Origin of the sequence: Streptomyces spongiae (assembly GCF_009377185.1) — a bacterium.
In the GTDB taxonomy this organism is placed as follows: domain Bacteria; phylum Actinomycetota; class Actinomycetes; order Streptomycetales; family Streptomycetaceae; genus Streptomyces; species Streptomyces spongiae.
In genome coordinates this window covers 1-12228 of sequence record NZ_VJZC01000293.1, presented here as the reverse complement: position 1 = coordinate 12228, position 12228 = coordinate 1, and the positions used below count along the sequence as shown (strand labels likewise).

Here is a 12228-nt window from a genome sequence, read left to right as displayed (position 1 = left end):
GTCTACACGGAGCCGGCGGGTTTCTAGGGGGGCGTAAACAGCCGGCCGCTCACGCCGGGCTCGTGTTCGTCAGGCCCTGGAGGAGCATCTGGGCGAATCTCCGGGCCCAGTCCTCGGTCACCGGCTCAGCGCTCACCAGCGTGCGATGGACCACGGCACCGGCGACCATGTCGAAGATCAGGTCCACCGTCGCGGCGGCCGCCGCGGGGTCGTCCTCCACCGGCAGTTCGCCACGCGCCTGCGCACGGGCCCGCCCCTCAAGGACGAGCCGCTTCTGGCGGTCGACGATCGAGGCGCGGACCCGCTCCCGCAGGGCCTCGTCACGGGTGGCCTCGGCCACCACCGCCATCAGGCCGCTCTTGGCCTCCGGGCGGTCCAGGATGGCCGCGAACTGCAGGACCACGCCCTCTATGTCGGCGGCCAGACTGCCGCTGTCCGGGAGTTCCAGCTCGTCGAAGAGCTCGGCCACCGCGTCCACGACCAGTTCGTTCTTGCCCGCCCAGCGCCGGTAGAGGGTCGTCTTGGCGACACCCGCCCGCATCGCCACGTCGCCGAGCGTCAGCCTGGACCAGCCCAGCTCCACCAGGGCCGCACGGGTCGCCTCCAGGATCGCCGCGTCCGCGGCGGCGCTGCGGGGTCGGCCCGTGGCCCGCGCGGCGGAGGAGCGGCTCTGCATGCGCCGACCATATCCGGCCGTTTCCGGGAAGTGCGTTTCCTGTGGCGCAGTGAGGGAGATCACCGTTTCGTGGTGTCGGGACGGCCACCCAGGCCGTTACGCTACGACTCGTATCGAAAGCACGAGGGCGAGCGACGACCACGTCGGCGCAGGGTGGGGACCAGGCGCCGAACGCCACACGGCAGCACCGGCTTTCACAACGCTTTTCACACGGGCGCGCGGAAGAGGGGAGGATGTACTCATGCAGCCACGGAACATGTCCATGAGCGGAGTCGTCGACCTCGCCGCGGTGAAGGCGGCCCAGGAGGCCAAGGCGAAGGCGGAGCAGGCACGCGCCGAAGCCGCCCGGCAGGGTGGGGGAGGGGCCGTTTCCCCCGCTGACCTCGTCATCGATGTCGACGAGGCCGGGTTCGAGCGCGATGTCCTCCAGCGGTCCACCGAGGTGCCCGTCGTCATCGACTTCTGGGCCGAGTGGTGCCAGCCCTGCAAGCAGCTGAGCCCGGTGCTGGAGCGGCTCGCTGTCGAGTACAGCGGGCGGTTCGTCCTCGCCAAGATCGATGTCGACGCGAACCAGATGTTGATGCAGCAGTTCGGGGTGCAGGGGATCCCGGCCGTCTTCGCCGTCGTGGCGGGACAGGCGCTGCCGCTCTTCCAGGGCGCCGCCCCGGAGGCCCAGATCCGCGGCACCCTGGATCAGCTCGTGCAGGTCGCCGAGGAGCGCTTCGGGTTGACCGGCCTGGCGGTGGATCCGGATGCCGAGGCGGGGACCGTCGAGTCCGCCCCGCAGGTCCCGGCCGGCCCGTACGACCAGTTGCTCGAGGCCGCCGTACAGGCCTTGGACGCGGGCGACCTGGGCGGCGCGGTCCAGGCGTACAGGAACGTGCTGAGCGACGACCCGGGCAACACCGAGGCCAAACTGGGTCTCGCCCAGGCCGAGTTGCTCCAGCGGGTGCAGGACGCTGACCCGCAGCAGGTGCGCAAGGCCGCCGCCGAGAACCCCCTCGACGTACCGGCCCAGATCGCGGCCGCCGACCTGGATCTGGTGGGCGGTCACGTCGAGGACGCGTTCGGGCGACTCATCGACACAGTGCGGCGCGCCGCCGGGGACGACCGGGACGCCGCGCGGCTGCGGCTGCTCGAGCTGTTCGAGGTCGTGGGTGCCGACGATCCCCGTGTCACGGCGGCCAGGCGGGCGTTGGCTCGGGCCTTGTTCTGACCAGTCCCTAAACGCTGGGGCTTGTGATGCCCAGGTGAAAGAATTGCCGACAGAGCGACACCGCGGCCGCGCTTTACCAAAACTTGGTAAACGCGGCCGCTGTTACTGCGAGTAGGTTGTGAGGGTCGTTCTGTCGGATTCTGTCCGTGGAACACCTGGTCTGTCGACTCGCGTGCGGCGACCCAGAGTTGTCGCGTGATGCCGATGGGTCGTACATCGGTTATCCGTCCGTTACCGGCCAGTAACGAACCCCCTTGCGAGGGCGGCGAGAATGGACCACGATCGGCGACGCTCGGTCCATTCCCGTGCCCCGCCGTCCAGTCGGGTCAACGGGTTTTCTTGGGTCCCCACCGAGTAGAGCCGGCGGCAGTGGCGCCGGCTCTCGGACAGGGGGGTCTCTGCCCAACCGGCAGAGCCTGTCCGGCAGGTTGTGCGTGATGCGTGTCAGGCGCGACCAGTGGTTGTCGCTCGGGGGTGATCGCCGGTGATTCGGGCGCTGTTCGTGCCTCCGAGATCGGGCGCTCTCCTTCCCGAGGACGTAGCACTTCTCCCATCCCTGCCTGGCTGAGCCACTGTCAAGGGGCTGGCCGGGGCCAGGAGATGTACGTCCGAGAAGGAGGAAATATGGAGTCCCAGGTGCGTGGCGGGACCAGATGGAAGCGGTTCGCTGTGGTCATGGTGCCCAGCGTCGCCGCTACGGCAGCGATAGGTGTCGCCCTCGCGCAGGGCGCTCTGGCCGCTTCGTTCAGCGTGTCGGGGCAGTCGTTCAAGGTGACGGCGGGCCGACTCGACGGTACGGGCTTCTCTCAGTACGGGGCCATCGACCAGGGCTACACCCTCAAGGGTGAGAAGACGGCCCACCCGGTCGCGGTCTCGGCGTTCAAGAACGCCGAGATCAGCAACATGTGCCAGTCCGTGGTCACCCCGGACATCCCGCTCGTCGGCACCGTCAGCCTCAAGCTGACCGCCGGTACGGGTGGCAAGAAGGTCGAAGCCGAGAACCTGTACATCGACGTCGAGGATCTCAGCGCCGACGCCACGTTCAGGAACATCGACATCGGTGTCGCGGCGAAGGACGCCTCGAAGGGTCCGGGTATCGCCAAGGGTGACCAGGCCAACCCCTACGGGTTCGCCCAGCAGGCGGACTCGGCCACGCTCACCGACGTCAAGCAGACGGCGTGGGCGACCACTGCCGGAACCTTCAAGCTCAGCAACTTGAAGATGTCGCTGCACAAGGGCGTCAACGAGTGCTACTAGGCGCTCACCGGGCGGGTGAGGGGGTCTCGGCTTCTTCGCCCGCCCGTCCCTTCTCAACCACATGAACTCTTCCGTGCGTGAACCGCGTCGCAGCGCTTCCCGCACGTGAATCACAGCAACGCCGTTCCAGGGAGCTGTTGTCCATGAGCGCCGAGTCAACGGGGCAGAACGAGCACTATCTCCGCGTCTTTCGGCGGCGATTCCACGCCTGGCGAGGCACTCGCCCATTCTGGGCGGGGCTGTTCGTCCTCCTCAGCGGCTTCCCGATCATGTACTTCCCGTACGCGAACCTGCAGCTCGGTCACCTCACGCTGGCCATGGCGACGACGGGAGGCGCCGGTTCTCTCATCATCGGCGTGCTGCTCGTGGTCCTCGGGTTCAGCCTCTGGTTCCAGCGGCACGTACGGACCTTCGCGGGCGTCGCGGCGATCCTTCTGGCGCTGGTGTCCATCCCGGTCTCCAACCTCGGTGGCTTCGTGATGGGCTTCGTGCTCGCCCTGATCGGCGGTGCGATGGCCGTCTCCTGGGCGCCCGCCAAGGAGGACCCGCCGGTAGCGGCCACCCAGCAGGACACCGCCGGAGCCCCGCAGCCGGCGGCAGCGGGTGCCACGAACGGTGCGGGCGGCGAGTTCGACGATCTGTCAGGTACCACCCCGCACAGGACGAACGGGAGGCACAGTGCCGGCTGACGAGGAGACCCGCGGGGCTGCGGTGGGAGAGTCCCGCGCGAGATCCGGACCGCGGCACGCGGCGCCCAAGAAGCCCCTTCTCACCCGGATCCAGGTACCGGCGGGCAAGGCGATAGCCGTCGCGGCGATGCCGACGGCGGTCCTCATGGGCATGGGGTTCACGTCGACACTCGCCCGGGCCGACGACAAGCCGTCGGCGAAGAGCCTGGCGGCCGACGCCGACGAGTACAAGGACTGTGTCGCCGCGCTGGACGCCGAGAAGGACAGGGAGGCGTCACCCTCGCCCTCCGACTCGGCGAGCGACTCCGCGTCCGACGAGAAGTCCGACGAGAAGTCCGACGGCAAGGACGAGCAGGACTCCTCGTCCGACGACTCCTCGGGCAGCGGGACTTCGGGCGGGGACTCTTCGTCGGATTCAGGTTCCGACGACAAGACCGAGCCCACGCCGTCCCCGTCCACGAGCGCGCCCTCCGGGTCCTCGCAGGACGACTCGTCCGCGGCGACCCCCTCGCCGTCCGAGAGCAGCGGCAACCTGCTCGACACCATCGGCGGCGCCCTCGAGGACGTCTTCACGCCCGACGAGAAGGAGACCGAGGACGCCGCTGCGACGCCGTCCCCGTCGGCCTCGGCCTCGAAGGACGCCTCCGACACGGTCGAGGACACCGAGAAGAAGGTCACCGACACCGCCAAGGACGCCACGGACTCGGTGGAGGACACGGCCAAGGGTGTGACCGACGAGGCCTCCAAGGCGGCCAAGGACGCCACGGAGAAGGCGACGGACGCGGTCGGGGACGCCACCGCGACCCCCAGCCCGTCCGCGAGCACCTCCACGGCCCCGGAGGACTGCCCGACCGCCACGGACGACGAGGGCGGCGTCGAGACCGGCATTCCGCCGCTCGCCGACGACCCCTGGTACCTGGAGGCCAGCTCGCTGCTGCTGAAGGGTGCCGACTACCAGGGCATCGTCAAGGTGAAGACGGCCGACGGCTCGGTCAAGAAGGTCCTGAAGTACGTGATCTCCGACGGATCCGACATCGGTGACCTGCACCAGACCGTCGTGGACAAGCAGGCCGGCAAGACCTACCACGTGCAGGCGGGCAAGGGGACGACGTCCACCATCCGCGACGGCAAGACGGTCATGTACACGGAGAGCATCTCCGGCAACCTGCTCGGTCTGATCCCGATCACGTTCGACCCGGAGCACCCGCCGCCGCTGAACATTCCGCTGATCTACTTCACCAACGTGAAGGTCACTCAGGCCGCCCAGTTCGGCGGGACGCTGACCGTCCCGGGGATGCACCAGTACACCACCGACTGATAGAGCACCGACTGAGAACGCCCGTAAGGACCCGTTCGGGAGCCGCACACGACGAGGGCGCCCCCTGTGCGCAGGGGGCGCCCTCGTCGTCGTAGAGCGCCGTTACGGGCGCCCTGGGGCGCCCGTGGGGGCGTCAGTCGCGGTCGCCGCCACCGAGGTGGTGCACCCGGACCATGTTGGTGGTGCCGGGGATGCCGGGGGGCGAGCCCGCGGTGATGATCACGATGTCGCCCTGGTGGAACTTGTTGATCCTGATCATCTCCTGGTCGACCATGTCGACCATTTCGTCCGTGCTGTTCACGAACGGCACGACGTGGGAGTCCACGCCCCAGCTGAGTGTCAGCTGGTTGCGGGTCGACTCGTCCGTGGTGAAGGCGGTGATCGGCTGGGCCGCGCGGTAACGGGACAGCCGGCGGGCCGTGTCGCCGGACTGGGTGAACGCCACCAGGCCCTTGCCGCCGAGGAAGTCGGCGATCTCGCACGCGGCGCGGGCCACCGAACCGCCCTGCGTACGCGGCTTCTTGCCGGGCACCAGCGGCTGCAGACCCTTGGAGAGCAGCTCCTCCTCGGCCGCGGCGACGATCTTCGACATCGTCTTCACGGTCTCGATCGGGTAGGCGCCCACACTCGACTCGGCGGACAGCATCACCGCGTCGGCGCCGTCCAGGATCGCGTTGGCGACGTCGGACGCCTCGGCGCGCGTGGGGCGGGAGTTGGTGATCATCGACTCCATCATCTGGGTCGCCACGATCACCGGCTTGGCGTTGCGGCGGCACAGTTCGATGAGGCGCTTCTGCACCATGGGGACCCGCTCCAGCGGGTACTCGACGGCCAGGTCGCCGCGCGCGACCATGACGCCGTCGAACGCCATCACGACGTCCTCCATGTTCTGGACCGCCTGCGGCTTCTCCACCTTGGCGATGACGGGGACGCGCCGGCCCACCTCGTCCATCACCTTGTGGACGTCCTGGATGTCGCTCGCGTCCCGCACGAAGGAGAGCGCCACCATGTCGCAGCCCATCCGGAGCGCGAATCGCAGGTCCTCGACGTCCTTCTCGGACAGGGCCGGCACGTTCACGGCCGCGCCGGGCAGGTTGATGCCCTTGTGGTCCGAGATCACACCGCCCTCGATGACGACCGTCTTCACCTGGGAACCGTCGACCTCGACGACCCGCAGCTCGACGTTGCCGTCGTTGATGAGGATCTGGTCGCCCTTGGTGACATCGCCCGGCAGGCCCTTGTAGGTCGTCCCGCAGATGGTCTTGTCGCCCGGCACGTCCTCGGTGGTGATGGTGAACTCGTCACCGCGCACCAGCTCGACGGGGCCCTCCGCGAAGGTCTCCAGGCGGATCTTCGGGCCCTGGAGGTCGGCGAGCACGCCGACCGCGTTGCCGGTCTCGGCCGCGGCGGCACGGACGCGGACGTAACGGGCCTCGTGCTCTTCGTGCGTGCCGTGGCTGAAGTTGAAGCGGGCCACGTTCATGCCCGCCTCGATCAGGGCGACGAGCTTCTCATGGGAGTCGACCGCGGGGCCGAGAGTGCAGACGATTTTCGAACGGCGCATGGGACGATCCTATCGGTTTGTTTCGCTACGGAATATTCCGTCTGGCGGAAGATACAAATGGGCGGGTATGCGCTCAGGTGTGGTGCGGCTCACTCGTCGGCCCGCCCGCTCACCGTCTCACTTCCGTGCGACCAGTGCGTAGGTCTGCGTGGCGATCTCCAGCTCCTCGTCGGTGGGGACGACGGCGACCGCGACCCGTGAGCCCGCGGGCGAGATCAGACGCGGCTCGTCGCTCCGTACGGCGTTCAGCCCCTCGTCCACCGCGAGGCCGAGCTCCTGAAGGCCCGCGATCGCCGCCTCGCGCACCGGGGCCGCGTTCTCGCCGACCCCGGCCGTGAAGGCGACCGCGTCCACCCGGCCGAGGACCGCGTAGTAGGCGCCGATGTACTTCTTGAGCCGGTGGATGTAGATGTCGAAGGCAAGTCGCGCCTGTTCGTCACCCTCGTCCACACGGCGGCGGATCTCACGCATGTCGTTGTCCCCGCACAGACCGATCAGTCCGCTCCTCTTGTTGAGGAGAGTGTCGATCTCGTCCGTGGACAGCCCGCCAACGCGCGCCAAATGAAAGATGACGGCCGGGTCCAGGTCACCGGACCGCGTACCCATCACCAGCCCCTCCAAAGGCGTCAGCCCCATGGAGGTGTCCACGCACCGCCCCTTCTCGACAGCCGACGCGGACGCGCCGTTGCCGAGGTGCAGCACGATCACGTTGACGTCCTCGGGTGCCCTGCCGAGGAGTTCGGCGGTGGCGCGGGAGACGTACGCGTGCGACGTGCCGTGGAAGCCGTAGCGGCGGACGCGGTACTCGTCCGCGGTCTTCACGTCGATCGCGTAACGCGCCGCCGCCTCCGGCATCGTCGTGTGGAACGCGGTGTCGAAGACCGCGACCTGGGGGAGGTCGGGCCGCAGCGCCTGGGCCGTCCGTATGCCCGTCAGGTTGGCCGGGTTGTGCAGTGGCGCGACGGGGATCAGGCGCTCGATCTCCGCGAGTACGGCGTCGTCGATGACCGTGGGCTCGGTGAAGGACTTCCCGCCGTGCACCACGCGGTGCCCGATCGCCGCCAGCTCGGGGGAGTCGAGGCCCAGCCCGTCCTTGGTGAGTTCCTCCGACACGGCCTTCAACGCGGCCTCGTGGTCGGGTATCGGCCCGGTCGACTCACGGGTCTCGCCGCCCGAGTGCAGGGGCGTGTGCTTGAGCCGGGAGGTCTCCTCGCCGATGCGCTCGACGAGCCCCACGGCCAGCCGGCTGCCGCCCCGCATGTCGAGCAGTTGGTACTTCACCGACGACGAGCCGGAGTTGAGGACGAGAACACGCGTGGAACTCACTGGGCGGTTGCCTTCTCGGTGAGGGACGGGGTGGGGGCCTGGGCCTGGATCGCCGTGATGGCGACGGTGTTGACGATGTCCTGGACGAGGGCGCCTCGGGACAGGTCGTTGACGGGTTTGCGCAGGCCCTGGAGGACCGGGCCCACCGCGATGGCGCCGGCGGAGCGCTGGACGGCCTTGTAGGTGTTGTTGCCGGTGTTGAGGTCCGGGAAGATCAGCACGCTGGCCTGGCCGGCGACCTCGGAGTCCGGCAGCTTGGTCGCGGCGACCGTCGGCTCCACGGCCGCGTCGTACTGGATCGGGCCCTCGATCCTCAGGTCGGGCCGCCGGGAGCGTACGAGCTCGGTCGCCTGGCGCACCTTGTCGACGTCGGCGCCCGAGCCGGACGTACCCGTCGAGTACGACAGCATCGCGATCCGCGGCTCCACCCCGAACTGCTCGGCCGTGGTGGCCGACTGGATGGCGATGTCGGCGAGCTGCTCGGCGTTCGGGTCGGGGTTGACCGCGCAGTCGCCGTACACCAGCACCTTGTCGGCCAGGCACATGAAGAAGACGGACGAGACGATCGACGCGTCCGGCTTCGTCTTGATGATCTCGAACGCCGGCCGGATCGTCGCGGCCGTGGAGTGCACCGAACCGGAGACCATGCCGTCGGCGAGACCCTCCTGGACCATGAGGGTGCCGAAGTAGTTGACGTCCGAGACGATGTCGTACGCCAGCTCCACGGTGACGCCCTTGTGGGCGCGCAGCAGGGCATAACTCTCGGCGAAGGTCTCCCGCAGCTCGGAGGTCCGCGGATCGACGATCTGCGAGCCGGCGAGGTCGATACCCAGGTCGGCGGCCTTCTTGTGGATCAGGTCGCCGGGCCCGAGCAGCGTCAGCTCGCACACGCCCCGGCGCAGCAGCACCTCGGCCGCGTGCAGCACACGCTCCTCGGTGCCCTCGGGCAGCACGACGCGCCGCTTGTCGGAACGGGCCCGCTCCAGCAGCTTGTGCTCGAACATCATCGGCGTGACCCGGTCACTGCTGGGCGCGGACACCCGCCCGGCCAGCTCGGTGGTGTCGACGTGCCGCTCGAACAGACCGAGCGCGGTCTCCGCCTTGCGGGGCGTGGCGGCGCTCAACTTGCCTTCCATCGCGAATAGTTGGGACGCGGTGTCGAAGGAGCCGTTCTTGACCGCGACCACCGGCGTGCCGGGCGCCAGCCGCGCGGCCAGGGTGAGGACCTCGTCGCTGGGCCGCTCGTTCAGCGTGAGCAGCACACCGGCTATCGGCGGGGTACCCGCGCTGTGGGCGGCCAGCGCGCCGACCACCAGGTCCGCGCGGTCGCCGGGGGTCACCACCAGACAGCCGGGGGTCAGGGCGTTGAGGAAGTTCGGCAGCATGGCGCCGCCGAACACGAAGTCCATCGCGTCGCGCGCGAGCCCGGAGTCGTCGCCCAGCAGTACCGTGCCGCCCAGCGCGTGGGTGATCTGCGCGACGGTCGGCGCGGAGAGCGCGGGCTCGTCGGGGACGACGTAGCACGGCACGTCCAGGCGGGACGTGAGCCCCACCTGGATCTCCAGACGGTCGGCCGGGGCCACCCGGTTGGTGACCATGGCCACCACGTCGCAGCCGAGCCCCTCGTACGCCCGGTGGGCGTTGCGCGTCTCGGCCAGCACGGACTCCGTGGTCTGCCCCCGCCCGCCGATCACCGGGATCACACTGGCGCCGAACTCGTTCGCGAGCCGCGCGTTCAGCGACAGCTCGTCCGGGAACTGGGTGTCGGCGAAGTCGGTGCCGAGGACGAGGACGACGTCGAAGCCGCGCGCGACCCGGTGGAAGCGGTCGACGAGGGTGGACACCAGCTCGTCGGTGCCCTGCTCGGCCTGCAGCGTGGACGCCTCGTGGTAGTCCATGCCGTACACGGTGGCCGGATCCTGCGCGAGGCGGTAGCGGGACCGCAGCAGTTCGAAGAGCCGGTCGGGAGCGTGGTGGACGAGGGGGCGGAACACCCCCACCCGGTCGACCTGGCGGGTCAGAAGCTCCATGACTCCCAGTTCCACCACCTGTCGGCCGTCTCCGCGGTCGATCCCGGTCACGTACACGCTGCGCGTCACGCGTCATTCTCCGTTCCGTCTTCAGGGGGCCTTCGGCGGTGCCTGGTCACGTCGTCTCGTGTCACGCGAAGATCACCCGGCCGTGGCGGGCAGAACCCTCTTGACAATACCCCTGCGCCTGGATAAGGCGCCCGGCAAGGTGGAGGTGCGGGACGACGGCCCGAACCAGCCGGAGGAGGCCGGGAGGGACGCCGTCCACGGTGCCCTGTCAGCCATGGAACAATCGGATGGACTCACAAGTACCACTACGCACCAGTACCACCACGCACCAGCAGAGAGCACGTACCCGGCACCGAGCAGGAGACACAGCACGATGCGTATCGGAGTTCTCACCGCAGGCGGCGACTGCCCGGGTCTGAACGCAGTGATCCGGTCGGTCGTGCACCGAGCGGTGGACCACTACGGCGACGAGGTCATCGGCTTCGAGGACGGTTACGCGGGTCTTCTCGACCGTCGCTACCGCTCCCTCGACCTCGAATCGGTCAGCGGCATCCTCGCCCGTGGCGGCACCATCCTCGGCTCCTCCCGTCTGGAGCGCGACCGTCTGCGCGAGGCCTGCGAGAACGCCTCGGACATGATCCACGAGTTCGGCATCGACGCCTTGATCCCGATTGGCGGCGAGGGCACGCTGACGGCGGCGCGGATGCTCAGCGACGCGGGCCTGCCGGTGGTCGGCGTCCCGAAGACGATCGACAACGACATCTCCTCCACGGACCGCACCTTCGGTTTCGACACGGCGGTCGGAGTGGCGACGGAGGCGATGGACCGGCTCAAGACCACGGCCGAGTCCCACCAGCGGGTGATGGTCGTCGAGGTCATGGGCCGGCACGCCGGCTGGATCGCCCTGGAGTCCGGCATGGCGGCCGGCGCCCACGGCATCTGCCTCCCCGAGCGTCCCTTCGACCCGGGCGACCTGGTGAAGATGGTCGAGGAGCGCTTCTCCCGCGGGAAGAAGTTCGCGGTCGTCTGCGTCGCCGAGGGCGCGCACCCCGCCGACGGCACCATGGACTACGGCAAGGGCGAGATCGACCAGTTCGGCCACGAGCGCTTCCAGGGCATCGGTACGGCCCTCGCGTACGAGCTGGAGCGGCGGCTCGGCAAGGAGGCCAAGCCGGTCATCCTCGGCCACGTCCAGCGCGGCGGCACGCCGACCGCGTACGACCGCGTCCTCGCGACCCGCTTCGGCTGGCACGCGGTGGAGGCCGCGCACCGGGGCGAGTTCGGCAGGATGACCGCGCTGCGCGGCACCGACATCGTGATGGTGCCGCTCGCGGAGGCCGTGACCGAGCTGAAGACGGTCCCGAAGGACCGGATGGACGAGGCGGAGTCTGTGTTCTAGACCCGCTGCCGGGGCCCGTGGTCCGGGGGGCCGACGGTCACCACGGGCCCGGCTGCCCGGTTCAGTACGGGCCGGTGGTCTCCACCGTCGACCAGAAACGGTCGACGACGTGGTCCAGGAAGTCACGGCCGGCCTCGTGGGCCTCGGGCGCGGCCGTGCCGCCCGCCCAGGTGAGACCGGCCGTCCTCGTTCGCTGGTACGCGATGTGCAGTTGGCGGAGCACGTCCTGAAGGAGCCGCCGGTCCAGGGGCAGGAGCTTGGCCGCCGGGCGCACATGGCCCTGCCAGCGCGTCGTCACGGCGCTCCGCAGCAGCTCGGCCAGTTTCCCGTCCCTCCCCGAGACGGTGACGAAGTCCGGCAGTGAGAGATCGAGCAGTTCGGTGAGGGCGGCGGACTGGCGGTCGGTGCCGCGCCAACGCTCGGTCTCCTCCATGCGCAGGTACACGAGGAGTTCGAGGCCGACGGTACGGGCGACGTCCTCGGCGGCGAGACCCCGGGCGACGCGGTGCTCGCGCAACGTCCGGGGCCGGTCGGCGAGGTCGCTCACGGAGCACCACAACATGCCCGCGAGGGCGGTGAGTTCGGCGGAGGTGGGGGCGGCGGTGCCGCGTTCCCAGTCGATGACCATGTCCGGGGTGACGTGGGGGAGTCCGTACGAGGAGCGCATCCCGTACGCCACGTGCTCGGGCTCCATACCGAGCCCGGTACGGAACGTGCGGGCGGCCGGGGAGTTGAAGGGCGGGG

10 protein-coding genes are annotated in these 12228 nt (G+C 69.4%); 5 read left to right on the top strand and 5 right to left on the bottom strand.

Annotated features, from left to right (window positions below; translation table 11 throughout):
- Positions 1–49: 49 nt before the first annotated feature.
- A complete protein-coding gene (locus FNH08_RS30645; protein WP_152774777.1) occupies positions 50–676 on the bottom strand; it encodes a TetR/AcrR family transcriptional regulator in 627 nt (208 codons plus the stop codon).
- 241 nt (positions 677–917) lie between these two features.
- Between FNH08_RS30645 and FNH08_RS30640 the strand changes: the two genes are divergently transcribed.
- From FNH08_RS30640 to FNH08_RS30620, 4 genes are all read left to right on the top strand, one after another.
- Positions 918–1892, top strand: coding sequence for a tetratricopeptide repeat protein (locus FNH08_RS30640; protein ID WP_152774776.1), 975 nt, complete (start codon positions 918–920; stop codon positions 1890–1892).
- A 624-nt stretch (positions 1893–2516) separates the two neighbouring features.
- Entirely contained in the window at positions 2517–3149 is a 633-nt protein-coding gene (locus tag FNH08_RS30630) for a DUF6230 family protein (protein ID WP_152774775.1), read from the top strand.
- Between the two features lie 143 nt (positions 3150–3292).
- Positions 3293–3838, top strand: coding sequence for a DUF6114 domain-containing protein (locus FNH08_RS30625; RefSeq protein ID WP_152774774.1), 546 nt, complete (start codon positions 3293–3295; stop codon positions 3836–3838).
- Positions 3828–5156 carry a hypothetical protein gene (locus tag FNH08_RS30620; protein ID WP_322725799.1) on the top strand — a complete coding sequence of 443 codons (1329 nt, stop codon included), beginning with the start codon at positions 3828–3830 and terminating at the stop codon, positions 5154–5156. The genes FNH08_RS30625 and FNH08_RS30620 overlap by 11 nt, the downstream gene beginning before the upstream one ends.
- Positions 5157–5289: 133 nt before the next feature.
- On the opposite strand, the gene pyk is transcribed toward FNH08_RS30620, so the two are convergent.
- From pyk to pta, 3 genes are all read right to left on the bottom strand, one after another.
- Positions 5290–6720 carry a pyruvate kinase gene (gene pyk, locus FNH08_RS30615; RefSeq protein ID WP_152774773.1) on the bottom strand — a complete coding sequence of 477 codons (1431 nt, stop codon included), beginning with the start codon at positions 6718–6720 and terminating at the stop codon, positions 5290–5292.
- A 117-nt stretch (positions 6721–6837) separates the two neighbouring features.
- Positions 6838–8046 (bottom strand): acetate kinase, encoded by a 1209-nt coding sequence (locus FNH08_RS30610; RefSeq protein ID WP_322725798.1) that lies wholly within the window; start codon positions 8044–8046, stop codon positions 6838–6840.
- Entirely contained in the window at positions 8043–10145 is a 2103-nt protein-coding gene (pta, locus tag FNH08_RS30605) for a phosphate acetyltransferase (protein ID WP_322725797.1), read from the bottom strand. The genes FNH08_RS30610 and pta overlap by 4 nt, the downstream gene beginning before the upstream one ends.
- Positions 10146–10458: 313 nt before the next feature.
- Between pta and FNH08_RS30600 the strand changes: the two genes are divergently transcribed.
- Complete coding sequence (locus tag FNH08_RS30600) at positions 10459–11484, top strand: ATP-dependent 6-phosphofructokinase (RefSeq protein WP_152774772.1); 1026 nt, start codon at positions 10459–10461, stop codon at positions 11482–11484.
- A gap of 61 nt (positions 11485–11545) precedes the next feature.
- Here the strand turns inward: FNH08_RS30600 and FNH08_RS30595 are convergent.
- A partial coding sequence (locus FNH08_RS30595) for an XRE family transcriptional regulator (RefSeq protein WP_228034459.1) occupies positions 11546–12228 on the bottom strand: 683 nt, incomplete at its 5' end.

Excerpts from the sequence above, each read along its gene's own strand:
- FNH08_RS30645 (WP_152774777.1), bottom strand. The coding sequence starts at position 676 with ATGCAGAGCCGCTCCTCCGCCGCGCGGGCCACGGGCCGACCCCGCAGC.
- FNH08_RS30640 (WP_152774776.1), top strand. The coding sequence starts at position 918 with ATGCAGCCACGGAACATGTCCATGAGCGGAGTCGTCGACCTCGCCGCG.
- FNH08_RS30630 (WP_152774775.1), top strand. The coding sequence starts at position 2,517 with ATGGAGTCCCAGGTGCGTGGCGGGACCAGATGGAAGCGGTTCGCTGTG.
- FNH08_RS30625 (WP_152774774.1), top strand. The coding sequence starts at position 3,293 with ATGAGCGCCGAGTCAACGGGGCAGAACGAGCACTATCTCCGCGTCTTT.
- pyk (WP_152774773.1), bottom strand. The coding sequence starts at position 6,720 with ATGCGCCGTTCGAAAATCGTCTGCACTCTCGGCCCCGCGGTCGACTCC.
- FNH08_RS30600 (WP_152774772.1), top strand. The coding sequence starts at position 10,459 with ATGCGTATCGGAGTTCTCACCGCAGGCGGCGACTGCCCGGGTCTGAAC.